The 26,423-nt window shown below is 73.0% G+C and carries 21 protein-coding genes; 19 read left to right on the plus strand and 2 right to left on the minus strand.

Annotated features, from left to right (window positions below; genetic code table 11):
* Window position 1: 1 nt before the first annotated feature.
* The 10 genes from AB0I32_RS17235 (at window position 2) to AB0I32_RS17280 (ending at window position 10,769) form a co-directional block, all read left to right on the plus strand.
* Window positions 2-1,021: an NADPH:quinone oxidoreductase family protein gene (locus tag AB0I32_RS17235; RefSeq protein ID WP_357508114.1), complete on the plus strand. Its 1,020-nt coding sequence runs from the start codon at window positions 2-4 to the stop codon at window positions 1,019-1,021.
* On the plus strand, window positions 1,018-1,776 hold the full coding sequence (locus AB0I32_RS17240) for a glucose 1-dehydrogenase (RefSeq protein ID WP_357508116.1): 759 nt from the start codon (window positions 1,018-1,020) through the stop codon (window positions 1,774-1,776). The genes AB0I32_RS17235 and AB0I32_RS17240 overlap by 4 nt, the downstream gene beginning before the upstream one ends.
* 105 nt (window positions 1,777-1,881) lie before the next feature.
* Complete coding sequence (locus AB0I32_RS17245; RefSeq protein ID WP_357508118.1) at window positions 1,882-2,706, plus strand: ABC transporter ATP-binding protein; 825 nt, start codon at window positions 1,882-1,884, stop codon at window positions 2,704-2,706.
* Window positions 2,703-3,419, plus strand: coding sequence for an ABC transporter ATP-binding protein (locus AB0I32_RS17250; RefSeq protein ID WP_357508120.1), 717 nt, complete (start codon window positions 2,703-2,705; stop codon window positions 3,417-3,419). The genes AB0I32_RS17245 and AB0I32_RS17250 overlap by 4 nt, the downstream gene beginning before the upstream one ends.
* A gap of 9 nt (window positions 3,420-3,428) precedes the next feature.
* Window positions 3,429-4,328, plus strand: coding sequence for a branched-chain amino acid ABC transporter permease (locus AB0I32_RS17255; protein ID WP_357508122.1), 900 nt, complete (start codon window positions 3,429-3,431; stop codon window positions 4,326-4,328).
* Window positions 4,325-5,392: a branched-chain amino acid ABC transporter permease gene (locus AB0I32_RS17260; RefSeq protein ID WP_357508124.1), complete on the plus strand. Its 1,068-nt coding sequence runs from the start codon at window positions 4,325-4,327 to the stop codon at window positions 5,390-5,392. Before AB0I32_RS17255 ends, AB0I32_RS17260 begins: the two co-directional genes overlap by 4 nt.
* Window positions 5,393-5,397: 5 nt before the next feature.
* On the plus strand, window positions 5,398-6,672 hold the full coding sequence (locus AB0I32_RS17265; RefSeq protein WP_357508126.1) for an ABC transporter substrate-binding protein: 1,275 nt from the start codon (window positions 5,398-5,400) through the stop codon (window positions 6,670-6,672).
* Window positions 6,673-6,736: 64 nt separating this feature from the next.
* Window positions 6,737-7,834 (plus strand): phosphotransferase family protein, encoded by a 1,098-nt coding sequence (locus tag AB0I32_RS17270; RefSeq protein ID WP_357508128.1) that lies wholly within the window; start codon window positions 6,737-6,739, stop codon window positions 7,832-7,834.
* Window positions 7,834-9,108 (plus strand): acyl-CoA dehydrogenase family protein, encoded by a 1,275-nt coding sequence (locus AB0I32_RS17275; protein WP_357508130.1) that lies wholly within the window; start codon window positions 7,834-7,836, stop codon window positions 9,106-9,108. Before AB0I32_RS17270 ends, AB0I32_RS17275 begins: the two co-directional genes overlap by 1 nt.
* Window positions 9,105-10,769: an AMP-binding protein gene (locus AB0I32_RS17280; RefSeq protein ID WP_357508132.1), complete on the plus strand. Its 1,665-nt coding sequence runs from the start codon at window positions 9,105-9,107 to the stop codon at window positions 10,767-10,769. Before AB0I32_RS17275 ends, AB0I32_RS17280 begins: the two co-directional genes overlap by 4 nt.
* A 177-nt stretch (window positions 10,770-10,946) precedes the next feature.
* Here the strand turns inward: AB0I32_RS17280 and AB0I32_RS17285 are convergent, their stop codons facing one another.
* Window positions 10,947-11,366: a thioesterase family protein gene (locus AB0I32_RS17285; protein ID WP_357508134.1), complete on the minus strand. Its 420-nt coding sequence runs from the start codon at window positions 11,364-11,366 to the stop codon at window positions 10,947-10,949.
* Window positions 11,367-11,487: 121 nt separating this feature from the next.
* On the opposite strand from AB0I32_RS17285, the gene AB0I32_RS17290 reads away from it, so the two are divergent.
* The 8 genes from AB0I32_RS17290 (at window position 11,488) to AB0I32_RS17325 (ending at window position 23,286) form a co-directional block, all read left to right on the plus strand.
* Window positions 11,488-12,687 (plus strand): acyl-CoA dehydrogenase family protein, encoded by a 1,200-nt coding sequence (locus tag AB0I32_RS17290; protein WP_357508136.1) that lies wholly within the window; start codon window positions 11,488-11,490, stop codon window positions 12,685-12,687.
* 69 nt (window positions 12,688-12,756) lie between these two features.
* On the plus strand, window positions 12,757-13,980 hold the full coding sequence (locus AB0I32_RS17295; RefSeq protein ID WP_357508138.1) for an acetyl-CoA C-acetyltransferase: 1,224 nt from the start codon (window positions 12,757-12,759) through the stop codon (window positions 13,978-13,980).
* Window positions 13,980-15,107, plus strand: a complete 1,128-nt coding sequence (locus tag AB0I32_RS17300) for a zinc-binding dehydrogenase (protein WP_357508140.1) — start codon at window positions 13,980-13,982, stop codon at window positions 15,105-15,107. Before AB0I32_RS17295 ends, AB0I32_RS17300 begins: the two co-directional genes overlap by 1 nt.
* An 89-nt stretch (window positions 15,108-15,196) precedes the next feature.
* Window positions 15,197-15,946: a 3-oxoacyl-ACP reductase FabG gene (fabG, locus tag AB0I32_RS17305; RefSeq protein ID WP_357508142.1), complete on the plus strand. Its 750-nt coding sequence runs from the start codon at window positions 15,197-15,199 to the stop codon at window positions 15,944-15,946.
* Window positions 15,943-16,419, plus strand: coding sequence for a MaoC family dehydratase (locus AB0I32_RS17310; RefSeq protein ID WP_357508144.1), 477 nt, complete (start codon window positions 15,943-15,945; stop codon window positions 16,417-16,419). The genes fabG and AB0I32_RS17310 overlap by 4 nt, the downstream gene beginning before the upstream one ends.
* Before the next feature lie 456 nt (window positions 16,420-16,875).
* Window positions 16,876-18,012 (plus strand): hypothetical protein, encoded by a 1,137-nt coding sequence (locus AB0I32_RS17315; RefSeq protein WP_357508146.1) that lies wholly within the window; start codon window positions 16,876-16,878, stop codon window positions 18,010-18,012.
* Window positions 18,009-19,661 (plus strand): DNA polymerase Y family protein, encoded by a 1,653-nt coding sequence (locus tag AB0I32_RS17320; protein ID WP_357508148.1) that lies wholly within the window; start codon window positions 18,009-18,011, stop codon window positions 19,659-19,661. Before AB0I32_RS17315 ends, AB0I32_RS17320 begins: the two co-directional genes overlap by 4 nt.
* Window positions 19,654-23,286, plus strand: a complete 3,633-nt coding sequence (locus AB0I32_RS17325) for an error-prone DNA polymerase (RefSeq protein WP_357508150.1) — start codon at window positions 19,654-19,656, stop codon at window positions 23,284-23,286. Before AB0I32_RS17320 ends, AB0I32_RS17325 begins: the two co-directional genes overlap by 8 nt.
* 62 nt (window positions 23,287-23,348) lie before the next feature.
* On the opposite strand, the gene AB0I32_RS17330 is transcribed toward AB0I32_RS17325, so the two are convergent.
* A complete protein-coding gene (locus AB0I32_RS17330; protein WP_357508152.1) occupies window positions 23,349-25,241 on the minus strand; it encodes an RICIN domain-containing protein in 1,893 nt (630 codons plus the stop codon).
* Window positions 25,242-25,383: 142 nt separating this feature from the next.
* Here AB0I32_RS17330 and AB0I32_RS17335 point away from each other — a divergent pair, with 142 nt between their 5' ends.
* The gene (locus tag AB0I32_RS17335) at window positions 25,384-26,007 is read left to right on the plus strand and encodes a TetR/AcrR family transcriptional regulator (protein ID WP_357508154.1); all 624 of its coding nucleotides are present in this window, start codon (window positions 25,384-25,386) and stop codon (window positions 26,005-26,007) included.
* Window positions 26,008-26,423: the final 416 nt, after the last annotated feature.

A 26,423-nucleotide genomic window follows, 5' to 3' on the forward strand; every position in this document is an offset into this window, starting at 1 on the left:
CGTGAGCGTACCCACGGCGATGAAGGCGTGGCGGGTGGTCTCCCACGGGGAGCCCGAGCAGGTCATGGAGCTGCACGACGTCCCGGTCCCCGAGCCCGGGCCGGGCGAGGTGCTGCTGCGCGTGCGGGCCGTCGCGGTGAACTTCCCCGACGTCCTGCTGGCGCGCGGCGAGTACCAGGAGCGGCCGGAGCTGCCGTTCGTGCCGGGGATCGAGCTGTGTGGCGACGTCGTCGCGCTCGGTGAGGGTGTGACCGAGGGCGAGCGCGTGCGGGTCGGCGACCGCGTCGTCGGCTCGAAGATCGGGGTGCTCGCGCAGTACGCGGCGGTGCCCGTCCAGGCGGTCCACCCGGCGCCGTCGGCCCTGGACGACGCGCAGGCCGCCGCGCTGACCATCGCCTACCAGACCGCGTGGTTCGGGCTGCACCAGCGGGGCGGGCTGCAGGCCGGCCAGACGCTGCTCGTGCACGCCGCCGCGGGCGGCGTCGGCACCGCCGCGTGCCAGCTCGGCAAGGCGGCCGGCGCGCGCGTGGTCGGCGTGGTGGGCAGCGAGGCCAAGGTCGCGGCGGCCCGCGCCGCGGGCGCGGACCAGGTGTTCCTGCGCGACGACGACTGGGTCGCCGAGCTGCGCAAGCCCGGCGTCGACGTGGTGTTCGACCCCGTGGGCGGCGACTCGTTCGAGCGCTCGACCCGCTGCATCGCGTTCGAGGGCCGGATCGTCGTGGTCGGGTTCGCGAGCGGGCAGACGCCGAAGGTCCGGGCCGACCTCGCGCTCGTGAAGAACTACGGCGTGCTCGGCCTGCACTGGGCGCTGTACCAGCAGCGCCAACCCGACCTCGTGGACGCCGCGCACGCCGAGCTGGACAAGCTCGCCGCCTCTGGCGTGGTGCGCCCGGTGCTCAGCGACGTCGTCGGGTTCGACCAGGCGCCCGCAGCGGTGGCGCGGCTGGCCGGCGGCGCGACGACGGGCCGGCTCGTGGTCCGGGTCGCGGACGACGCGCTGATCGGTGAGGTGGCCGCATGACCGGGCCGAGCGTCGCAGCGCTGCACGACCTGACCGGGCGGGTGGCGCTCGTGACGGGCGGCGCTCGCGGTATCGGCGAGGCGTACGTGCGCATCCTGCACGACGCCGGGGCGAGCGTCGTGGTGACCGACGTCCTCGACGCCGAGGGCCAGGCCCTGGCCGATGGTCTGGGGGAGCGGGCGCGGTTCGAGCACCTGGACGTGACCGACGAGGACGCGTGGGACCGGGTGGTCGGCCAGGTGGTCGACGAGCTCGGCGGCGTGGACGTGCTGGTCAACAATGCGGGCATCGCGAACGCCGCGCCGATCGAGCACTTCACGCTCGCCAAGTGGAACGCCGTGATGGCGGTCAACGCGACCGGCGTGTTCCTGGGCTGCCGGGCAGTGGTACCCACGATGAAGGCGGCCGGGAGCGGCTCGATCATCAACATCTCCTCGGTCGAGGGGCTGCGCGGGAGCTGGAGCCTGCACGGGTACACCGCCTCCAAGTTCGCGGTGCGCGGGCTGACCAAGTCGCTCGCCGTCGAGCTCGGCAAGGACGGGATACGCGTGAACTCGGTGCATCCCGGCCTGATCCTCACCGAGATGAGCGTGAAGATCGACCCCGACGCCCTGGTGATCCCGCTCGGCCGCCCGGGCGTGCCCGACGACCTCGCCGGGACGATCCTGTTCCTCGCCAGCGACGCGTCGGCGTGGATCTCGGGCCAGGAGATCGTGGTGGACGGCGGTATGACGAGCGGGATCCCGCACCGATGACGGGCGGATGAGCGGCGGCTAGGCAGGGGCCGTGGGCCCGGTTGATCCGCACCGGTGACAAACCGGCCGGTCGGTTTATCTGCATGACGAGACGAGGAGGTGCCGATGACAACGACGTCGAGCAGCACAGGGCCGGACGACGCAGTGCCCGACGACGCGGAAGACAGCCCACCCCGGCTGGAGGTCGCGGGGCTCACCGTGACGTTCGGCGGCCTCACCGCGCTGGACGACGTGTCCTTCACCGTCGCCGACGGCGAGACCGTCGCCCTGATCGGCCCCAACGGCGCCGGCAAGACCACCGTGTTCAACGCGGTGTGCGGCCTGGTGCGCACCCGGCGGGGCAGGATCCGCGTGGGTGGTGCGCCCGCGCCGTCGTCGGCGACCGGGCTGCTGGGGGCCGGGGTCTCCCGGACCCTGCAGGGCCTTGGGCTGTTCGGCCACCTCACCGTGCTGGAGAACGTGCTCGTGCCGCTCACGAGCGTCCGGCCGGACAGCGGCACGAGCGCGGACGCCGTCCAGGAGGTGCTCGGCGCCCTCGGCCTGAGCGGCTTGGCCGCCGCCCCCGCCGGCACGCTGCCCTACCCCGAGCGCAAACGTGTGGCCCTGGCCCGCGCGATGGTCACCCGGCCGCGGCTCCTGCTGCTGGACGAGCCGGCGGGCGGGCTCGGGGCCGCCGACATCGACCAGCTCGCGCGGACCGTGCGCACCGTGTCGGACGGCGGGTGCGCCGTGCTGCTCGTGGAGCATCACGTCGACTTCGTGATGGACGTGGCCGACCGCGTGGTGGTGCTCGACTTCGGGCACGTCATCGCGTGCGGGACGCCGGGCGAGGTGCGGCGGGATCCGGCCGTCGAGGAGGCGTACCTGGGGGTGCCGGTGGGCAGCGCGCGGGTCGAGCCCGTCGAGACCGGACGGGAGCAGAGCGCGTGAGCACCCTGACGATCGAGAAGCTCACCGTCGGCTACGGCGACGGCGCCCCCGTGCTGGACGGCCTGGAGCTGGAGGTGCCCGACGGCGGCGTCGTCGCGCTGCTCGGGGCCAACGGCGCCGGCAAGACGACGCTGCTGCGTTCCCTGCTGGGCCTCGTGCCCGCGCGCAGCGGACGCGTGCTGCTCGACGGCGTCGACCTGACGCGCCTGAGCACCGAGGACCGGGTGCGGCGCGGCCTGGCCCTGGTCCCCGAGGGGCGCAGCGTGGTGGTCGAGCTGACCGTCGCGGAGAACCTCCGGCTCGGCGCCCTCTGGAAGCATCGAGGCCCGGCGCGCGACGTCGCCGTCGGGCAGATGTATGAGCTGTTCGAGCCGCTGGCCCGACGCCGCGACGCCGCCGGCCACACCCTGTCCGGCGGCGAGCGGCAGATGCTCGCGCTCGCGCGGGCCCTTGTCGGCGAGCCGGACGTGCTCCTGCTCGACGAACCGTCGCTCGGGCTGGCACCGCTCGTGGTCGCCCAGCTGCTCGGCGTGCTCCGCGACCAGGCGGAGGCCACCGGTCTCACCGTGCTCCTGGCCGAGCAGAACGTCACGGGCGCGCTGTCGGTCGCCGACCGCGGCGTCGTCCTGTCCCTCGGGGAGGTCGTCGCCGACCGCCCGGCCGCCGAGCTGGCCGCCGACCCCGCCCTCCGCCACGCCTACCTGGGTTTCTGAGGTGGCGACATGACCGAGATGGATCCCGCCGTGGAAAGACTCGTGTTCCTGATGTCGACCGGGCTGGCGCGCGGCGCCGTCCTCGCGCTCTTCGCGCTGTCGCTCGTGATCGTCTACCGGGCCGCCCGGGCGGTGAACTTCGCCCAGGCCGCGATGGCGATCGTTCCCGTGTACGTGGCGTTCGCCGTGACGTCGGCGAGCGGCTCCTACTGGCTGGGCCTTGCCGCCGCGCTGGTCGTCGGCGCGCTGCTCGGCGCCGTCGTCGAACGCTGGCTCCTGCGCCTGGTGCCGCAGGACAACCCGCTGCCCGGCATCATCGTGGCCATCGGCCTGGTCATGGTGCTCCAGGCCGGGCTCGCCATCGCCTTCGGACCCGACCACCGGCCCGTGCACGCGCCCTTCTCGCAGCGGCCCTTCGACGTCGGCGGGGTCAGCGTGCTCAGCCCCTACGACCTGTTCGTGCTGATCGTGGCCGCCGTCGTCATGGGCGGGTTCGCGATCCTGTTCAACCGCACCTCCATCGGCCTCCAGCTGCGCGCCGCGGCCTTCGCCCCCGAGACCTCCCGGCTGCTCGGCGTCCGCGTGCCCCGCATGGTGACCCTCGGCTGGATGCTCTCCATCGCCACCGCGGCGCTCGCGGCCCTCCTGCTGGTGCCCACCGGGCTCGGCCTCGACCCGCACGCGGCCGACGTGCTGTTCGTCAACGCCTTCGCCGCCGCCGTCATCGGCGGCCTGGACTCGCCGGTCGGGGCGCTGGTCGCGGGCCTGGTCGTCGGCGTGCTCGCGAGCCTCGTGACCGGGTACGCGTCGGCCGCGACGGCGCCGCTGGCGGTGCTCGCCCTGCTCACGGTCGTGCTGCTCGTGCGACCGCACGGACTCTTCGCCGCGAGGGAGGCACGGACCGCATGAAGCTCCTGCTGCGAGCCGGCCTGCTCACCCTGCTGGCCCTTGGCGCTACCTTCCTGCTCGACCCCTACCGCAACTACCAGCTCGCGACCTCCGCCGGGGTGTTCGCCGCCGTCGCCGGTCTGACCCTGCTGGTCGGCCTCACCGGACAGCTCTCCCTCGGGCACGCGGTGCTGATGGCCGCCGGCGGGTACGGGTACGCCCTGACCGCGACCTGGGTGGCGGGCGCGCTGGCCGGGGCCGGGGGAGAGGCGGCCGACGGCGTCGTCGGCTGGCTGCTGCCCCTGCTCGCCGGGGTGGCCGGGGCGCTCGTCGCCTCGGGTGCGCTCGGCCTGCTGCTCGGGCTCGCGGCGGCCCGGCTGCGCGGCCCCTACCTCGCGGGCCTGACGCTCGCCCTGGTGATCGCGCTGCCGTCGGCGGCGAGCACCATCCCCGGGCTGGCGGGGGCGCAGGGCATCAGCGCCCCGTTCGTCCCCGTGCCCGACGCGCTCGCCGCCCTCGTCGCGGTCGAGCAGTGGCACGCCTGGCTCGCCATCCTGGTGACCGCCTGCGTCGTCACGCCCCTGGTCGCCCTGCGCGCGGGGCGCGCCGGCCTGCGCATGCGCGCGGTGCACGACGACGAGACGGCGGCCCGGCTCGCCGGCGTCGACCCCGGCCGGGTCAAGGCCGGGGCGTTCGTGATCAGCTCGCTCGCCGCGGGCCTGGGCGGCGTGGTGCTCGCGATCGTCACGCAGCAGGTCAGCCCGGGGGCGTACGGCCTCGGGTTCTCGCTGCTGCTCGTGGTCGCCGCCGTGGTCGGCGGGCTCGGCTCGCTCGGGGGCGCCGCCATCGGGGCGGTGCTCGTGACGCTGCTGCCCTGGGTGGTCGACCAGGCCACCGCACCGCTGCCCGCCGACCTCGGGCACCGACTGCAGGGAAACCTCGAGATCGTCCTGTTCGGCGTGGTGGTCGTCGTCGTCACCGTGCTCTGGCCGGGCGGGCTCTCGCGACTTCTCCGGACCAGAAGGCCTTCCAGGAACACGCAGCTTTCCCAGAACACGCAGCTCTTCCAGAACACAGAGAGGTGATCGGAATGCGCACCACACGATCCACTGCACGGTCCACCGCCATCGCAGCCACCATGGGACTGGCCGCCGCCACCGCCCTGTCGGCCTGCTCCACCCCCGCGGCCGCCGAGGTTCCGGGTGTCACCGACGACAAGGTGGTCATCGGCACGCACCAGCCGCTCACGGGACCGGCAGCGGCCGGCTTCGCGTCGATCTCGGCGGCCACCGCCGCGTACTTCGAGTACGTCAACGCCAACGGCGGCATCCACGGCCGCGAGATCGAGTACCTCGTCAAGGACGACGGCTACAACCCGGCCAACACCCAGACGGTCGTGCGCGAGCTGGTCCAGGAGGACCAGGTCTTCGCGATCGTCAACGGCCTGGGCACCCCCACGCACTCCAGCGTGCTCGACTACCTGGACCAGAACGGCGTGCCCGACCTGTTCGTCGCCTCCGGCTCCCTGACCTGGAACCAGCCGGACGAGTACCCGAACACGTTCGGCTTCAACGCCGACTACGTGACCGAGGGCGCGGCGCTCGCGCAGCACGCGCTCGACACCGACCCGGACGCCGTCGTCTGCGTGCTGGGGCAGGACGACGACTTCGGCGCGGGGATCCTCCAGGGCGTCGAGCTGGCGCTGGGCGACGGCGAGGTCGCGACCAACCAGACCTACTCCACGGCCGACCAGGACGTCACGGCGCAGCTCGGCGCCATGAAGGAGGCCGGCTGCACGCACAACGTGCTCGGCACCATCAACGGCTTCACGGCGCTCGCCGTCGGCACGGCCGCGCAGATGGAGTGGTTCCCGAAGTGGCACGTCTCCTCCTCGGGCGCCGACTACCCGACGCTCGCCGAGTACCTCGGCGAGGAGGGCACACCGGCGCTGGAGGGCCTGGTCTCGGTGAACTACCTGCCCAACAGCCCGTCGTCCGAGTGGTACGAGCTCTTCTCGCAGATCAACGAGGAGTACAACGACGGCGCGCCCTACACGGGCAACACCACCTACGGCATGAGTGTGGGTTACCAGTTCGCCGAGGCGCTGGCCGCGGCCGGCGAGAACCCGACGAGGGAGTCGATAGTGGCGGCGGTGGAGTCCGGTGATCTGGGGGGCAACGGCATCGCGCCGCTGACCTACTCCGCGGACGACCACTTCGGTCACCGCACCGTCCGGATCGCCGTGGTGGCCGACGGCGCGCAGGACTTCACCGACAGCGCCTACGAGGTGTCCGACGCGGGCGCCACCGCCGTCGAGCCGGAGCAGACGCCGCTCGAGAACGAGGGCATCCCGGCCACTGAATGACCCCCCCGGCAGGGGGCACCGGAGACATCGCGCACGACGACCTCGGGCGCACGAGAGGGGAACCATGACGCACGAACTACCCGGCCTGGACGTCGCGGGCCTGGCCGCCTGGCTGGCCCGCGAGCACCCGGAGCTGGCGGATCCCGCCGGCCCGGGCCTGACCGCGAGCCTCATCACCGGCGGGCGCAGCAACCTCACCTACCGGGTGGACGGAGCCGCGCTGCCGCTCGTGGTGCGGCGCCCGCCGCTGGGGCACGTGCTGTCCAGCGCGCACGACATGCGGCGCGAGCACCGGGTCATCACCGCCCTGGCGGGGACGATCCCGGTGCCGCGCACCGTCGCGGTGGTGGACGACACGGAGCGGGCCGAGGTCACGGGCACGGTGTTCTTCGTCATGGAGCACGTGGCGGGCATGGTGCTGGCCCGCCCGGAGCACAACGCGGCCTGGACCCGCGAGGGGCTCGGCCGGCTCGGTGTCGAGCTGGCCGAGGTCCTCGCGGACCTCCATGCCACCGATCCGGCGGCGGTGGGGCTCGCCGACTTCGGCCGGCCCGCCGGGTACCTCGGGCGTCAGATGAAAACCTGGCGGCGCCAGTACGACGCCTCGCGGTCGCGGCCCCAGCCGCTCCTGGACACGCTCCAGGAGCGGCTGGAGACGGCGGTGCCCGACGACGTCGGACGCACCGCCATCGTGCACGGCGACTACCGGCTCGACAACGCGCTGGTGGCCGGCCCGCCCGACGCACCGCGGATCGCGGCGGTGCTCGACTGGGAGATGGCGACCCTCGGGGACCCGCTCGTGGACCTCGGCATGCTCGGCATGTACTGGCGCATCCGGGAGCTGACCACCTCCGCCGGGATCGACGTCGTGCCGGGGGCGATCGTGCCCGGAGCCGGCTACCCGGACTTCGGCGAGGTTATCGACGCCTATGCCGCCCGCGCCCGGATCGCCGTGCCGGACCTCTCCTGGTACCGCGCGTTCGCCTGCTACAAGCTCGCGGTCATCCTCGAGGGCATCCACTACCGGTTCACCGGCGGGCAGACCGTCGGCGACGGGTTCGACCGGATCGGGGAGCTGGTGGAACCGCTGGCCGCCGAGGGGCTGGACCGGCTCGCCGACACCCCGCCCAGGACCGCCACCACGACAGCAGGAGGAGCCTGATGGACTTCGCCCCCGACACCACCACCCGCGAGATCACCCGGCGGGTCAGGGAATTCGTCACGGACGAGGTGCTGCCCGCCGAGCCCGTGCTCGCCGGCCAGCTCGCCGCCACCCCCGGCGACTGGTCCTTCCGGCCGGTGGTGCGCCACCTGCAGGCCACCGCGCGCGAACGAGGGCTGTGGAACCTGTTCCTGCCCCCGGGCGGGCCGGCCGGCGCACGCGGTGGCGGCCTGACCAACCTGCAGTACGCGCCCGTCGCCGAGCTCACCGGGTACAGCCCCAAGCTCGCGCCCGTCGCCATGAACTGCGCCGCTCCCGACACCGGCAACATGGAGCTGCTCGCGCACTTCGCCACCCCCGAGCAGCGCGAACGGTGGCTCGACCCGCTGCTGGACGGCGCGCAGCGCTCCGCCTTCTGCATGACCGAGCCCGCCGTCGCGTCGTCGGACGCCACGAACATCGCGACGAGCATCGTGCGCGACGGCGACGAGTACGTGATCACCGGCCGCAAGTGGTTCGCCACCGGCGCCATGAACCCCGACTGCGGCCTGCTGATCGTGATGGGCAAGACGGATCCCGACGCGCCCCGGCACCGCCAGCAGTCCATGGTGCTCGTGCCCCGCGACACCCCCGGCGTCACCGTCGTGCGCGGCCTGACCGTGCTGGGCTACGACGACCGCGACCACGGCGGCCACGCCGAGATCGTCTTCGACGACGTCCGTGTCCCGGCTACGAACCTGCTCGGCGGCGAGGGCGAAGGGTTCGCGATGGCGCAGGCCCGCCTCGGCCCCGGCCGCATCCACCACTGCATGCGCGCGCTCGGCATCGCCGAACGCGCGCTGGACCTGGTGCGTGAGCGGGCCACCGGGCGGGTCGCGTTCGGCGCGCCGCTGGCCGACCAGGGCGTCGTGCGCGAATGGCTCGCCCTCTCGCGCATCGAGATCGAGTCCCTGCGCCTGCTCGTGCTCAAGACCGCCTGGCTCATGGACACCGTGGGCAACAAGGCCGCCATGACCGAGATCCAGGCCATCAAGATCGCCGTACCCCGCGCCGTCGGGCAGATCCTGGACCGCGCCGTCCAGGTCTTCGGCGCCGCAGGGGTCTCCGGCGACCACCCCCTGGCCGAGCTGTTCGCGGGCGTCCGCACCCTGCGCCTGGCCGACGGCCCCGACGAGGTGCATCTCGCCTCCCTCGGCCGGGCCGAGCTCCGCCGTCGCGCACCGTTCCTGACCCAGCCAGCTCCCCACCCCTCCCCGGAAGGAGACCCGACATGACGCACACCCCAGGCGTCCTGCCCGAACCCGTCGCAAGCCGCGCCGTCGACAGAGCCGTCGACGGCCCCGGCTACGGCACCCTCTCGATAGCGAGCATCCTCGCCGAGACCGCCGGCCGGTTCCCCGAACGCACCGCGCTGTACTTCATGGGTCAGGCCACCACCTACGGCGACCTCTGGGGCCAGACCCGCGCGTACGCGGGGGCGCTCGCGGCCCGCGGGATCGGTCCGGGCTCGCGCGTGGCGATGATCGTGCCGAACGTCCCCGACTTCGCGCGCGTCTACTACGCGACGCTCGCGCTCGGGGCCGTCGTGATCCCCGTGCACCTGCTGTTCCGCAGCGACGAGATCGAGTTCGTCCTGAAGGACGCGGGGGCCGACGTCGTCGTGGTCGCCGCGCCGATGCTGGCGGAGGCCGCACCCGCCGCCGCGCGGGCCGGAGTGCCGCTGGTGACCGTCCTGATACCGGAGGTGACTGCCCGGCAGCTCGCCGAGCAGGGCACCGTGGTGGCGCGCCTCGAGGACGAGGCGGCGGTCGCGACCCCGATCGAGCGGCACGTGGGCACGAACCCGCTGGCCGCGGCCACGATCCTGTACACGAGCGGCACCACGGGCACCCCGAAGGGCGCTGTGGGGTCGCACCTGGCGATGGTCGAGCAGGTGCACTGCTCCCTGATCGACTCGTTCGACCTGCGGCCCGACGACGTCGTCTACGGCGGCCTGCCGTTCTTCCACTCGTTCGGCCAGATGGCGGTGCTGAACATGGCCTTCCGGCGGGCGGCGTCCATCATCCTGCTGCCCAAGTTCGACCCCGACGAGGCCCTCGAGCTGCTCGTGGCCCACGGCGCCACGGTGTTCACGGCGGTGCCGACCAACTTCGCGGGCATGGTCGAGGCGGCCCGGCGCTCGGCGGCACGGCCCCCACTGCGGTACGCCGTGTCCGGCGGTGCTGCCCTGCCGGTGGCGCTGCTCGAGGCGTTCGAGGAGGCGTACGGCGCGCAGGTGCACGAGGGGTACGGGCTGACGGAGACGTCGCCGTCGTGCACCTTCAACGTGACGTCCGAGCCGATCCGGCCTGGGACGGTGGGCCGCTCGATGTGGGGCGTCGACGTCGCGGTGGCAGTCGCAGAGGTGGAGGACCGGGTGGAGCTGCTGCCGGCGCCGCCCGCCGGTTCGGGGGAGACGAGCGAACTGGGCGAGATCGTGGTGCGCGGGCACAACCTGATGAAGGGGTACCTGGGCCGGCCGGACGCCTCGGCGGCGGCCGTCGTGGACGGCTGGTTCCGCACCGGTGACCTCGGGACCGTCGACGCGGACGGCATCGTGACGATCGTGGACCGCAAGAAGGACATGATCATCCGCAACGGCTACAACGTGTATCCCACGGAGGTCGAGGCGGTGCTGGCGCGCTACCCGGGCGTCGCCATGGCGGCGGTGTTCGGTGTGCCCGACGAGGTGCGCGGGCAGGAGGTGCACGCCGCCGTCGTGCCGTCCTACGGGGCCGACGTCGACCCGGACGCCGTGGTGGCGTACATGAAGGAGCACGTGGCGGCGTACAAGTACCCGCGGGTGGTGCACGTGTCCGCAGACCTGCCGCTGGGCCCGAGCGGCAAGGTGCTCAAGCGCGAGCTGACGGCCCGGCACTCGGCCCCCGCGGTGTGATGGTGCGGCCGTGCGGTGGTGCTGCCGGGGCCGGAGTCGAGCCCGGGGGAGAACCTACGCACTGGAGGTGTGTTGCTGAGCGTAGACATTGTCTACGCACAGCAACACACTCCGGAGCACAACACTTTCCCCCGCGCCTCGCCCCCGCCTCCGCTGGTCGAGCCTGTCGAGACCCGGTCACCCCTCAGGCAGCCCCAGGTGCTGCTCGACCGCCGCACGCACCCGGTCCGGGACCGGCACCGGGCGACGGGCCGTCTGGTCGACGAACACGTGCGTGAAGCTGCCCGTCGCGTACGGCTCGCCGCGGTCGGGCGCGCCCGCGCGGAGGATCGCCAGGTCCCACGTGAGCGACGTCCGCCCGAGGCGCCCGACGGCGACGTCGACCTCGATCTCGTCCGGGAACGACACCGGTGCCAGGAACTCGCACGACGAGGCCCGGGCGAGCCCGATCACGTCGCCCGCGGGGTCCATGCCGGCGTGCCGGATGAGCCACGTGTTCACCGCCGTGTCCATGGCCACGTAGTAGACGGCGTTGTTCATGTGCCCGTACTGGTCGTTGTCGTTCCAGCGCAGGGGGAAGGGGTGTCGATAGCCCATATCGGCAGGGTAGCCCGGTTCGCGAGGATGGGTGCAACATATTCGAGATTGATGCATACTGGACACCGACCGGTCGGTCTGTACGGATCGACCAACCAGATCAACGACGATCGGAGGACCGATGACGCTCGTACCCGAGTCGCCCCGCACCGACATCCTGGAGGCCGACTTCTACTCGTTCCAGGACCTGCTCACCCCGGCCGAGCAGAAGAAGGCGCTGGCGGTCCGCGAGTTCATGGAGCGCGAGGTGCGCCCCATCGCCGACGACTACTGGGAGCGCGCCGAGTGCCCCGTGCACCTGTTCAAGCCCTACGCGCAGCTCGGCACCATCGGCTCGGGCTGGGCCGAGACGCAGGGCGAGGAGACCTCAGCGGTGTTCCGCGGCTGGGTCGGCATGGAGACGGCGCGCGTGGACTCGTCGTTCTGCACCTTCATCGGCGTGTCCGGTGGCCTGGCGATGACGTCGATCGGCGTCGGCGGCTCCGCGGAGCAGCGTGAGAAGTGGCTCCCGCCCATGGCGAGCGGCGACGTCATCGGCGCGTTCGGGCTGACCGAGCCGCTGGCCGGTTCCGACACCGCCAAGGGTCTGCGCACCACCGCCACCCGCACGGGCGACACCTGGGTCCTGAACGGCGCCAAGCGCTGGATCGGCAACGCCACGTTCGCCGACGTCGTCGTGGTCTGGGCCAAGGACACCGCCGACGACCAGGTCAAGGGTTTCCTGGTGCGCAAGGGCACGCCCGGCTTCACGGCGACCAAGATCGAGCGCAAGCAGTCGCTGCGGATCGTGCAGAACGCGGACATCGTGCTCGACGGCGTCGAGGTGCACGAGGCCGACCGCCTGGCGCACATCAACAGCTTTCGCGACCTGGCCAAGGTGCTGCGGATCACCCGCGACGGCGTCTCCTGGCAGGCGCTCGGCACCATGGTCGGCGCCTACGAGGCCGCCGTGGCGTACACCAAGCAGCGCGAGCAGTTCGGCAACCCGATCGCCAGCTACCAGCTGATCCAGGACAAGCTCGCCACCGCGTACGCGAACGTGACCGCCGGCTTCGCCCTGTGCGTGCGCGTGGCCCAGCTCCAGGACAACGGCACCCAGACCGACGCCCACGCCGCGATGGCCAAGGCGTTCGTCACCACCCGCATGCGGGAGACCGTCGCGCTGTGCCGCGAGGCGTGCGGCGGCAACGGCATCACGCTCGACCACGGCGTGGCCCGGTTCTTCGCCGACGCCGAGGCCGTGTACACGTTCGAGGGCACCAAGGACATGAACCAGCTCATCGTGGGCCGGGCGATCACCGGCCACGCGGCGTTCGTCTGAGCCGGGCTGTTCTATCGTCGCAGCAAGGCGCCGTCGCAGTACCGTCGCAGCACAGCTCAAGGAGGAGTTATGAACGAGGCCTACATCGTCGCGACCGCCCGCTCGCCCATCGGGCGCGCGCACAAGGGGTCGCTGAAGGACGTCCGCCCCGACGACCTCGCCGCCAGGATGGTCGCCGCCGCCGTCGAACAGGTGCCGGGCCTGGACCCGGCCCGGATCGACGACCTGCTGCTCGGCTGCGGGCTGCCCGGCGGCAAGCAGGGTATGAACATGGCCCGGATCGTCGCGGTGCTGTGCGGCTGGGACACGGTGCCGGGCGCGACCGTCACGCGCTACTGCAGCTCCAGCCTGCAGACCACCCGCATGGCGTTCCACGCCATCAAGGCGGGCGAGGGTGACGTCTTCGTGTCCGCGGGCGTGGAGTCGGTGAGCTCGTTCGCGACCGGGTCGAGCGACTACATCCCGGGCGTGGACCTGCACAACCCCGTGTTCGCCGACGCGCTGGCCCGTACCGAGAAGCGCGCCGGGGCCGGGACAGGGCCGTGGACCGACCCGCGCCTGGAGGGCGTGCTGCCCGACGCCTACATCAGCATGGGCCAGACCGCGGAGAACGTCGCCGCCCTGCGCGGCGTCACGCGCGCGGACCAGGACGAGTTCGCCGCCCGCAGCCAGCAGCGCGCGCAGGCGGCGATCGCGGCGGGCTTCTGGGAGCGCGACATCACGCCGGTCACCCTCGCCGACGGCACGGTGGTCTCCGCCGACGACGGCCCGCGCGCCGGCACCACCGTGGAGACGCTCACCACGCTGGAGCCCGTGTTCCGCCCCGACGGCACCGTCACCGCGGGCAACGCCTGCCCCCTGAACGACGGCGCCGCGGCGCTCGTGATCGTCTCGGACCGGATCGTCGACGAGCTGGGCCTGCGGCCGCTGGCCCGCATCGTGTCCACGGGGGTCAGCGGGCTGTCGCCCGAGATCATGGGCCTCGGCCCCGTCGACGCCAGCCGGCAGGCGCTGGCCCGTGCGGGGCTCACCGTCGACGACATGGACCGCGTCGAGATCAACGAGGCGTTCGCCGCCCAGGTGATCCCCTCGGCGCGCGAGCTCGGCGTCTCCGACGAGCGGCTGAACGTCAACGGCGGCGCGATCGCCGTCGGGCACCCGTTCGGGATGACCGGGGCGCGCATCACGTCCACCCTGATCAACGCGCTCGCGGACGCCGGAGGCCGGTACGGTCTGGAGACGATGTGCGTGGGCGGCGGCCAGGGCATGGCGATGGTGCTGGAGAAGCTTTGATGCGGATCACCGGTGCGGTGCTGGAGCGCTGCGGCGCCCCCGCGCCCTATGCGGAGTCCCGGCCGGTGACGGTCGGGCCGCTGGAGCTCGATCCGCCGCAGGACGGTGAGGTGCTGGTGCGGATCGAGGTGGCCGGGCTGTGCCACTCCGACCTGTCGGTCGTGGACGGCAACCGCGTGCGGCCGGTGCCGATGCTGCTCGGCCACGAGGCGGCAGGCATCGTCGAGGCCACCGGCCCGGGTGCACGGCTCGCGGTCGGGCAGCGGGTGGTGATGACGTTCCTGCCGCGCTGCGGTACGTGCGCCGAGTGCGCCACCGACGGTCGCCTGCCCTGTTCGGTGGGGTCGGCGGCCAACGGCGCCGGCACGCTCGTGGGCGGCGGACGGCGGCTGACCCGTCCCGTTCCGGCCGGCGGGGTCCAGGCCGGGGGAGTCCAGGAGGTGCACCACCACCTCGGGGTGAGCGCGTTCGCGAGCCACGCCGTGGTGTCGGAGACCTCGGTGGTCCCCGTGGACGACGACGTCCCGCCCGACGTCGCGGCCCTGCTCGGCTGCGCGGTCCTGACCGGCGGGGGCGCCGTCGTGAACGCCGGGCGGCCCGCGCCGGGCGACCGCGTGGCCGTCGTGGGCCTGGGCGGCGTCGGCATGGCGGCGCTCCTGGTGGCCGTCGCGCTGGGGCACGAGGTGATCGGCGTCGACGCCGTGCCCGCCAAGCTGGACCTGGCGCGCGAGCTGGGTGCGGCGACCGCCGTCGGGCCGCAGGAGGCCGCCGAGCAAGGGCTGCGTGCGCCGGTCGTGATCGAGGCCGCGGGTTCGGCCCGGGCCTTCGAGACCGCATACGCGCTCACCGCTCCGGGCGGCACCACGGTCACCGTCGGGCTGCCGCACCCCGACGCCCGGGCGAGCATCTCGCCGCTCAGCCTCACCGCCGAGGCCCGCACCGTCGTGGGCTCCTACCTCGGCTCGGCGGTGCCGAGCCGCGACATCCCGCGCTACGTCGAGCTGTGGCGGGCCGGCCGGCTGCCCCTGGACCGGCTCGTCTCCGACCGCATCACCCTGGACGACCTACCCGCCGCACTCGACCGCCTCGCCTCCGGTGTGGCGCTGCGGCAGCTCGTGACCTTCTGACCTGACCTGCTCACCTGACCTGCTCACCTGACCTGCTCACTCGTAATGAGAAGGTCGTAACGATCATCCGTACCGAGAGGAAACCCTTCATGACTCGTACCGCCATCGTCACCGGAGCAGCCCGCGGCATCGGCGCCGCCACTGCCCGCCGGCTCGCCAAGGACGGCTACGCCGTCGCCGTCCTGGACCTGCTGGAGGACCAGGCCAAGGCCACGGCGGAGGCCATCGTGGCCGACGGCGGACGCGCGCTCGCCGTGGGCGTCGACGTCGCCGACGAGCAGTCGGTGGCCGACGCCGTCGCACGCGTCACCGCCGAGCTCGGCGCGCCCACCGTGCTGGTGAACAACGCCGGCATCCTGCGCGACAACCTGCTGTTCAAGATGTCCGTGAGCGACTGGGACTCCGTGCTCGGGGTGCACCTGCGGGGCGCGTTCCTCATGACCCGGGCCGTGCAGGCGCACATGGTGGAGGCCAAGTTCGGCCGCATCGTGAACCTCTCCTCGACCTCGGCGCTCGGCAACCGCGGCCAGGCCAACTACTCGGCCGCCAAGGCGGGCATGCAGGGCTTCACCAAGACCCTGGCGATCGAGCTCGGCAAGTTCGGCGTCACCGCGAACGCCGTGGCCCCCGGCGTGATCGAGACCGACATGATCCGGGAGACCGCCGAACGCATCGGCGTGCCGCTGGCCGACTATCTGGGCGTGGCGGCCAAGGACGTGCCGGTGGGCCGTGTGGGTCAGCCCGAGGACATCGCCAACGCCGTGTCGTTCTTCTGCGCGGAGCAGTCCGGGTTCGTGTCGGGGCAGGTGCTGTACGTGGCGGGCGGGCCGAAGGCGTGAGCATCGAAGGGGGCGACATCATCACCGTCGACTCGCCGGCGGCTCTCGCGGACGCCGTGGGGCGGACGGCCTCCGGTGACTGGTTCGAGATCACCCAGGAGCGGATCAGCGCGTTCGCCGACGCCACAGAGGACCACCAGTGGATCCACCTCGACGCCGAGCGGGCGGCCGCCGGGCCGTTCGGTTCCACCGTCGCGCACGGGTACCTCACCCTGTCGCTGCTGTCGCACCTGGCGGCGCCGCTCATCTCGGTCGACGGCGCCGCGATGGTGATGAACTACGGCCTGGACCGGCTGCGGTTCCTCGCCCCGGTGCCGGCCGGCTCGCGCGTGCGGGCCCACACCGAGATCCTCTCCGCCGATCCGGGGCCCACCGGCGTACGCCTCGCCGCGAAGGTCACCGTGGAGATCGAGGGGTCCGAGAAGCCGGCGCTGGTGGCGCACACGCTGTCGCTCTACGTGCCGGAGGGCTGAGCGCCGCTGCCGGACTGAAGCTGCCGGGGCGGTGCTGGTGTGCCAGGGCGGGCCTGCGAGTTCGGTCGGTTGTCGTGAGCTCGGGTCCTGACTTCGGTCCCTTGCCGTGCTGGACCTCTGACTTCGGTCCCTTGCCTTGAGATCGGTCAATCGAACGACCGATCTCAAGGCAAGGGACCGAAGTCGGTTCTGCGCTGGTGCAAGGGACCGATGTCAGGGGCCGGTGACGGGACCCGAAGCGCCGGTCCGGTGCAGGTCGATCCCGACACCCAGATGGTGCTCTCGCAGGTCGGCGACCTGCGACGGTGGAGGGCCCTGGAGGTCCCGCAGTGTTGCGAGGTCGATGGTTTGACAGGCGCGCCCCGCGAGAGGTGTACTGGTGTTCTATCGAACAGGCGTTCGATGGGGTGCTCGACCGATCCGGTCACCACCGGCAGACACCATCGCTGGAGGGTCATGACCGTTGTCACCGCGTCCTCGGAGGCGATCGCCCTCGACGCCGACGATACCGACGACACCGCCGCTACCCGGCACGCCCGGGCGCTCGCAGCCCTGCGGTCCGCCGAGGTGCGCACCGGCGTACGGAAGCAGGCCACGGCCGCACGGACCATCCAGGCGATCCGCCCCGAGCCCCTCGCCGACGGCCCCTCCGGCCGACCGGCAGACCGCACCCCGGGCCGGCTCGCTGACCATCCCGCTGACCGCCGTGCTGACCATCCCGCTGACCGTCCCGTGGACCGCCGCGCTGACCGCCCTGATGACCGTCTCGCTGGTGAGGGCGCTCGCGTCCTGCCGGTGGACCCGCGCCTCGCGTCCCTCCTGCCCGACGGCGGCCTGCGCACCGGCACCACGGTCGTGGTCCAGGGTTCGACGTCGCTCCTGCTCACGCTGCTCGCCGAGGCGTCACGCGACGGTGCCTGGACGGTGCTGGTCGGCTACCCGGCCGCCGGGATGGCCGCAGCGGCCGACGCCGGGTGCGACCTGGCGCGCACCCTCGTGGTGCCGCTGCCGGCCGGGTCGGGCGTCGACGCGCCCGCGGTGCTCGCCGCGCTGATCGACGGCATGGACATCGTGGTGATCGGGCCGGAGGTCGCGCTGCTGGAGCAGGACTACCGTCGGCTGACCACCCGGGCCCGCGACCGCGGAACGGTCCTGGTGGCTGCCCTCCCCACTCCCGCGTCGAGCGCCGGTTCGTTGAGTGCGGGATATCCGCCCCTCCACCGGCCGTCAACGGGGCGAAAGTCCAGCACTCAACGAGCGGCGGGGGGTGCCGGCTGGGCCGGGGCGCACGTGGTGCTCGAGGCGACCGAGGGGGACTGGGCGGGGGTCGATCACGGGGCGGGCTGGCTGCGGCGCCGGACCCTGCGGGTGCGGCGCACCGGGCGGGGGAACGCATCGCGGCCCCTGCACCTGGACGTCGAGGTACCGGTGTTCCGGACGGCCGGCGGAGGTACGGTCGGAGGAACAGCCGGCGGGGGAGCGATCGGCGGAGGAGTGCCTGGCGTCGTCGAGCCTTTCGGTGCCCGGGGCTCCGTGCCGGGGTCGCCGGGCGAGGGCTCCGAGCGCAGTCCACGGCTGGAGCTCGTCGGATGACCGACCGCTCCGGCCCCACGACGGCGGGAGCGGTCACCCGCACCGCCTGCCTCTGGGTGCCCGACTGGCCCGTCGTCGCGGCCCTGGTCGTCGCAGGCCTGGGCCCCGAGACGCCCGCGGCGGTGACGGGCGGTCCCGGCGGGCGGATCGTCGCGGTGTCCGCGCCGGCCCGCAGCGCCGGGGTGCGCCGCGGCATGCGCCGTCGTGAGGCCCAGGGCCGCTGTCCTGACCTGCAGCTCTGGACCGCCGACGACGCCCGCGACGCCCGCGAGTTCGAGCCGGTCGCGGTGGCCGCCGAGACGGTGGTCTCCGGGCTGGAGATCGCTCGCCCCGGCCTGCTCCTGCTGCCGTCGGGCGGCGCGGCGCGGTACCACGGCTCGGAGCGCGACCTGGCCCGCGAGCTGACCGAGCAGGTCGCCGTCCGCACGGGTCACGAGTGCCAGGTCGGGGTCGCCGACGGGTTCCTTGCGGCGGTGCTCGCGGCCCGCGAGGACGACGTCGTGCCGCCGGGTGGCTCGCGGGACTACCTCGCGCCGCGGCCGGCGGCCGTGCTCGTGCACGCCCGGCCAGGCGACCGTGCCCTGACCGAGCTCGTCGACCTGTGGCGCCGCCTCGGCATCCGCACCCTGGCCGAGCTGGCCGCCCTGCCTGACGCCGCCGTCGCCGCCCGCTTCGGCGACCTCGGCGTCTGGGCGCAGCGTCTCGCCAGGGGGCAGGACGTGCGGCCGCCGGCCCGGCGTCGGCTCGAGGAGGACCTGACCGTCACCGAGGAGCTGGACCCGCCGGCGCACCGGGTCGACGTCGCCACGTTCGCGGCCCGCCGCCTGGCCGAACACCTGCACGACGACCTGAGCCGGAGCGGCCTCGCCTGCGGGCGGCTGCGGATCACGGCGCGCGCCGTCGACCCGGTCACGGGCGAGGCCCGCACCCTGGAACGGCTGTGGCGCACCGACGACACGCTCGGCGGGCTGTCGGCGGCCCGGATCACGGACCGGGTGCGGTGGCAGCTCGAGGGCTGGCTCACGGCGTCGTCCCTGGGGAAGGGCGAGGCGCCCGCCCCGATCGCCGGCCTGACCCTGGCCGCCGAGGAGGTGGCGCCCGCCGGGGCGCTGCAGCCGCGCCTGTGGGGGCCGGGGGCGGGCGAGGACCTGCGCGCCCGCCGCGCCGTCGAGCGGGTGCAGGCACTGGCCGGCGGCGACGCCGTGCTCACCGTCCGGCTCCAGGGCGGGCGCGATCCCCGGGCCCGGGTCCAGCTCGTCCCGTTCGGCGAGCAGGTCCCGCCGGAGCGTGACCTCGACCGGCCCTGGCCCGGCGCGCTACCGCCTCCCGCGCCGTCCGTCGTGCTGCCGGAGCCGGTCCCCGCGCACGTGCTCGACGACGCCGGGCGCCCCGTCGTCGTCGACGTGCGGCTCGCGGTCAGCGGGGACCCGGCGCGCGTCGTCGTGCCTGGTGAGGGGGCGTGGGGCGGGATCGACGCCGCCGTCGTCGACTGGGCGGGACCGTGGCCGGTCGCCGAGCGTTGGTGGACGCCGCAGGGCAGGCGTCGCGTGTTCCTCCAGGTGGTGGCGGACGGCGTGGAGGCTCCGACGCTGGGCCTCCTGCTGTCGTCGTCGGCGGGGGAATGGTCCCTGGAGGCGATCTATGACTGACCTCGCCGTGCCGTACGCCGAACTGCACGCGCACTCCGCGTTCAGCTTCCTGGACGGCGCCTCCCACCCCGAGGAGCTCGCGGCCGAGGGCGCACGGCTCGGGCTGACGTCGCTCGCGATCACCGACCACGACGGGCTGTACGGGGTGGTGCGGTTCTCGCAGGCGGCGAAGAAGGTCGGGCTGAAGACCTCGTTCGGGGCGGAGCTGCACCTTCCGGCCCCCGTGGGCGCGAACGGTGCGCCGGTGCTCGACCCGCCCACCGGGACCCCCGACCCGCGCGCCACGCATCTGCTCGTGCTCGCGCGCGGCGATCAGGGCTACCGCAACCTGTCGAGCGCGATCGGCACCGCGCACCTGGACGCGGGCGTCAAGGGCGCGGCCACCTACACGCTGGAGACCTTGGGCGAGGCGTCGAAGGGTGAGTGGCTGGTCCTGACGGGCTGCCGCAAGGGCGCCGTCCGCCAGGCCCTGACGGCCCCGTTGAGTGCTGGATATCTGCGCTCCCAAGACGTTTCGACCCCACAAATACCCAACACTCGACGGTTTGGGGGGAACCGGGTCGACCGGTTGGCTGCAGCCCGGTACGAGCTCGGGCGGCTTGTTGATGTCTTTGGGCGGGAGAATGTCGCCGTCGAGATCACCGCTACTGGCGACCCGCGCGACGCCGACCTGCACGACGCGCTCGCCCTGCTGGCCGAAGAGGCACGCCTGCCGCTGGTCGCCACCACCGCCGCGCACTACGCGCGTCCCCGGGACGCCGACCTTGCCGGGGCGCTCGCCGCCGTCCGGGCCCGCTCCTCCCTGGACGACCTGGACGGCTGGCTGCCCGGCGCGCCCACCGCCCACCTGCGCAGCGGCGCGGAGATGGCGCGCCTGCACCACAGGCACCCGCAGGCCGTGCCGACGGCGGCGGCGCTGGGCGAGGAGTGCGCGTTCGACCTGGACCTCATCGCGCCGAACCTGCCGCCCTACGACGTGCCGCTTGGATACGACGAGGCGTCCTGGTTGCGGGAGCTCGCCCACCGAGGCGCGGAGGGTCGGTACGGCCCCCGGACGGGCAACAAGAAGGCCTGGAAGCAGATCGATTACGAGCTGGAGATCATCATCCGGCTGGGTTTCCCTGGTTACTTCCTCGTGGTCTACGACATCGTGGAGTTCTGCCGTACCCACGGGATCCTCGCGCAAGGGCGGGGCAGCGCCGCGAACTCGGCGGTCTGCTTCGCCCTGGGGATCACCGCGGTGGACGCCGTGAAGTACGGCCTGCTGTTCGAGCGGTTCCTCGCCGAGGCGCGCAACGGGCCGCCGGACATCGACGTCGACATCGAGTCGGTGCGCCGCGAGGAGGTGATCCAGCACGTCTACGAGAAGTTCGGGCGCAGGCACGCGGCACAGGTCGCGAACGTCATCTCCTACCGGCCGCGCTCCGCGGTGCGCGACGCCGCCCGCGCGCTCGGCTACGACATCGGGCAGCAGGACGCCTGGTCCAAGTCGATCGAGCGCTGGGGGTCGCTGAAGCCCCCGGCGCCGTCGGCCGGACCGCCGAACAAGACCGCCGCCAAGGATGCCCGGATGACTGCGCTGTGGGGTCCGCGGGAACCGCGCCCGCACGTCGGGCACCTGGACGGCGGACGGCCCGGTCCCGGGCGCACGAACGCGGGCGGCCCCGGGATCTTCGTCGACGTGCTCGCCGAGGAGCCGCGCGCCCCCGGCGACCCCCGGCCGGCCCGCGCCGACGACTCCCACGACGTCGTGCCGTTCCGCACGCCGCCGTCGGCCGCGGAGGAGGGGGAGATCCCCGACGACGTGCTCGATCTCGCCGACCGGATGCTCCGCCTGCCCCGGCACCTGGGCATCCACTCGGGCGGCATGGTCATGTGCGACCGTCCGGTGATCGAGGTGGTCCCCGTGGAGTGGGCCCGCATGGAGGGGCGCACGGTGCTGCAGTGGGACAAGGAGGACTGCGCCGACGTGAACCTGGTGAAGTTCGACCTGCTGGGCCTGGGCATGCTGACCGCCATCCGGTACGCGTTCGAGTTCGTCGAGGAGCACACGGGGGAGGTGCTCACGCTGCACGGGCTGCCACAGGACGACAAGGCCGTCTACGACCTGCTGTGCGCCGCCGACACCGTCGGCGTGTTCCAGGTGGAGTCCCGCGCCCAGATGGCGACGCTGCCGCGCCTGCAGCCGCGGAAGTTCTACGACATCGTCGTGGAGGTCGCGCTCATCCGGCCCGGGCCCATCCAGGGCGGGTCGGTGCACCCGTACATCGAGCGGGCCCGTCAGCGCGAGAAGGTGACCTACCCGCACCCGCTGGTCGAACCCGTGCTGAAGCGCACCCTCGGGGTGCCGCTGTTCCAGGAGCAGCTCATGCAGATGGCGATCGAGATCGCCGGGTTCACGCCCACGGAGTCCGACCAGCTCCGCCGCGCGATGGGTTCCAAGCGGTCGCAGGAGCGCATGGAGGAACTGCGCGAGCGGTTCTACGCGGGGATGGCGGCCAACAAGGTCGAGCCCGACAAGCAGGACGAGATCTTCGAGAAGCTCAAGGCTTTCGCCGACTTCGGCTTCCCCGAGTCGCACGCCTACTCCTTCGCGCACCTCGTGTACGTGAGCTCGTGGCTCAAGGTGCACCATCCGGCCGCGTTCTACGCGGGGCTGCTCGCGGCCCAGCCCATGGGGTTCTACTCGCCGCAGTCCCTGGCCGCCGACGCCCGCCGGCACGGGGTGCGTGTGCTGCGCCCGTCGGTGACGCAGTCGCGAGTGCTGGCCAGCGTGGAGCGGGTGGATCCCGCTTCGCTGGTCGAGCCTGTCGAGGCCCCCGTAGCCCACCTCGTCCGGGCCGACCCGGCGCTCGCGGTCCGCATGGGCCTGGAGTCCGTACGTGGCATCGGCAAGGACAAGGCGGAGGAGATCGTGGCGGCGCGGGTCTCGACAGGCGCGACCAGCGAAGCGGGAGTCTCGACGGGCTCGACCAACGGTGACGGCTCGACCACCGAAGACCTGCCCACCGGTTTCCGGGACCTGCGGGACCTCGTCCGGAGGGTCGAGCTGTCGACGGCGCAGCTCGAGGCGCTCGCCACGGCAGGCGCGCTGGAACCGCTCGGCATCGACCGTCGGGAAGGTCTGTGGGCGGCGGGCGCGCTCGGCCAGGAAGGGCCGACGACGCTGCCCGGCGTCAGCGTCGGCGTCGACGCCCCGATGCTGCCAGGGATGAGCGAGATCGAGCTGTCCCAGGCCGACGCGTGGGCCACCGGCGTCACACCCGACTCCTATCCGACGCAGCACGTGCGCCCAGGACTGGAGGCGGCGGGGGTGCTCACCGTGGCGCAGGCGATCGCCACCGAGCAGGGGCGCCGGATCGCCGTCGGCGGGGTGGTGACGCACCGGCAGCGGCCGGGCACGGCCGGGGGAGTGACCTTCCTGTCCCTGGAGGACGAGACAGGGCTGCTCAACGTGATCTGCAGCGTCGGGCTGTGGCAGCGGTTCCGGAAGGTCGCGCGGTCGGCGCAGGCCATGGTGGTGCGCGGCCGGATCGAGGCGGCCGACGGCGCCGTGAACCTGGTGGCGGAGCACCTGGCGACGCTGACGCTGACCGTCCCGGCGCGGTCGCGGGACTTCCAGTAGGCGGCGCACGATCGTCCTCCGTGCGGGAGTCAGGCCGGGCTCCCGCACGGAGGACGGTACGGCTAGCCGACCTTGACGAGCCGGAAGACCTGGGTGGCCGCACCCGTACAGGGCTGCTGGGTCAGTCGTGTGCCGTCGGTCCCGGTCGCGGAGCCGAGCGTCAGGCACGAGCCGCTGTGCCGGGCGGTGAAGCTGAGGCCGCCACCGGTCGCCGTCGGCCGCCACTGCTGGTTGGTGCCGCCCACGTAGGACCACAGGTGCACCGCGGCCCCGTTGGCGACGGCCCCCGGGCCGCCGTCGACGTCCCAGACCTTGCCGGCGTGCTGGTTGGTCACCTGGTAGTAGCCGCCGGTGGTGGGCGTGAAGCGCCAGCGCTGGTTCGCCTGCGCGGCGTCGCCGCAGGCCCACTGCTGCAGAGCGGTGCCGTCGGTGGTGCCCCAGCCGGCGGCGTCGAGGCACTTGCCGCTCGCCGACGACGCGACCTGGTACCAGGACGCGGGGTCCGGGTCGGTCGGGGTGGTGGTCGACCGCGGGTCCCACGTGTACGTGGCGACCGACCGGCCGGGCAGGGTGTGGGTCAGCGAACGGCCCTCGTCGGTGATCGAGAAGGTGCGGCTTCCTGAGGAGGCGTTCACGACGTAGGCGACGCGGGTGCCGTCCGGGTTCTGGTAGACGACGTTCTGGAGCCCGCCGGAGCCCTCGCTGGTCGAGCCGATGCGGCGGGCGCCGGAGTCGATGAACTTGCTGAGGTGGCCCAGCACGTAGAACTCGCCGTTGCGCGTGACATTCCCGCCTGCGATCTCGACGACGCCGTTGCAGCGGGTGGTGCAGTGGCCCTGGTGCGGGCCGCCGCTCTGGTTGAGCGCGAGGTTCCAGCTGATGGTCGTCTCGCCGCCGTTGCGCATGTTGCGCACCACGAGGTTCTCCGCGTGCCAGATGAGCGTGTCGCCGAACGTGTTCGCGGCGTTGTCGCTGTCCGTGCCCGAGCACTCGGTGAAGTAGACGCGCTTGCCGGCCGCCACGACCTGGGCCTGGGCCTCGGGGGAGCCGCCGTAGCAGTGGAAGGCGGCGCCGACGACGCGCGAGATGCCCTGGGTGCCGTTGAACACCTCCAGCGGGTAGTCGGGCCGGTCCCAGTTGTGGTCGTAGGCGAAGAGCTGCGTGCCCAGGCCGGCGCTGGTCAGCCGGGCGTCGAGCACCCGGAAGAACTGGGCCTGCTCGGCGGCCGACATGCTCATCGACGGGTAGCTCGTGGCGAAGAGCGGCTCGTTCGCCACCGTGAGGTCGCTGAGCGTCACGCCCTGCTGCGCGTACGCCTGGATCGCCCGCACCAGGTAGTCGGCGTACTCGTCGTAGTTCTCGGCGCGCAGGCTGCCGCCGTTCAGCGAGCCGCCGGTCTTCATCCAGGCGGGCGGCGACCACGGGCTGCCCATGAACCGGATGCCGGGGTTGATCGACAGCGCCTGGCGCAGCACCGGCAGGATCTGCTGCTGGTCGCGGGCGATGCTGAACTGCCCGGGCGTGTCCTCGTACGTGTAGAAGCCGCCGGAGTTGAAGTCCGTGCTGCCGAGCGGCTGGCGCAGGTAGTTCAGGCCGATGCCGTCGCCCGCGCGGGAGAACAGCGACCGCATCAGGCTGTCGCGGGTGCTCGCGGGCAGGTTGCTGATCAGCGAGGCGGAGGCCTCGGTGACCGAGGCCCCGGCGCCGGTGAAACGCTGGGCGACCTGGCCAGGGTTCACTCGGATGTCGAGCGCCTGCGGGCCGGTGTCGAAGTTGAGCGTGCCGCCGTCGGCGAGCTTGCGGCTGCCGTCGGCGGTCGTGACCCAGACGTGTGCGGTGGTCGGTGCGGCGGCCGCCGGGGCTGCCGCTGGGCCGATGCCGGCGGCGCCGACGGCCAGGAGGCCGAGTGTGGCGAGCGCCGTCCGGACGGACCCGGTGCGGGTGGTGCGCGTCATTGCGACTCCCTCGATGGGTGGATTGTGCGGTGAGCCTACTCCTACCTACCGAGTGTTCGGTAGGTAGTGGATTCCCGTAATCGGTGCCGCCGGCCCGGAGGGTCGTGCCGGCCGGTCCGGGCTGGTCCGTAGACTCGCTCGGATGACACGAGAAGGCGGGCGAACCAGGGTGCGGCGTCCTCCCGTGGAGCGCCGGGCGGAGATCCTGCGCATCGCCATGGAGACGTTTGCGGAGCGCGGCTACCAGAGCGCCTCGCTGGCCGAGATCGCCGACCGGGTGGGCCTGACCCAGGCCGGCGTGCTGCACTACTTCTCGTCGAAGGCCGGCCTGCTCACCGGGGTGCTGGACCTGCGCGACTCGACCGACATCGAGGAGCTCGGCGACGAGCGCCCCCGTGGCCTCGCGTTCCTGCGGCACCTGGTCGAGACCACGCGGCGCAACGCCGAGCGGGAGGGGATCGTGCGGCTGTACACCGTGCTCGCCGCGGAGAGCGTGACCGCGCGGCACCCCGCACAGGAGTGGTTCCGGGACCGGTACCAGGGGCTGCACGCCCTGGTCGTCGAGGCGCTCGACGAGGCGCAGAAGCTGGGTGAGGTGGGAGCCGACGTCGACACCGGGACGACGGCCCGGGTGATCGTCGCGACCATGGACGGCCTGCAGCTCCAGTGGCTCCTCGAACCCGGTTCGGTCGACATGGCCGAGGCCACCGAGGTGGCGATCACCCGGCTCATCGGCACGGGCCTGCCGCCGGCTGAGCAGCACTGACCGGGGCCAGCGCCGCCCAAGGTGGCGGAGATCGTCGCGGCGCGGGTCTCGACAGACTCGACCGCCGAAGGCTGGTCCGGACGGCGGATCGGCCGGCACGCTGGAGTCGCTCGGCATCGGCCGGCGGGAAGGCTTGTGAGCGGCGGGTGGGCTGGGCCAGGAGGGGGTGCGTGGCCGGATCGAGGCGGCCGACGGTGCGGTGAACGTGATGGCGGAGCGCCTGGCGACGCTGACGCGGAAAGTCCCGGCACGGTCGCGGGACTTCCAGTGGGCGGGGTGTGATGACGGCGTAATCCCGCTCATGAGCGGGCAGTATGCGATCCAGAATCCGCAACTTCGCACCTGGAGGGATGGGTCCATGCTCGTGAACGGGTTCGGTCCCGACGGTGGGGTCACGCGCTGAGAACGACCGACGA

Source organism: Promicromonospora sp. NPDC050249 (assembly GCF_040656015.1).
Taxonomy (GTDB): Bacteria; Actinomycetota; Actinomycetes; order Actinomycetales; family Cellulomonadaceae; genus Promicromonospora.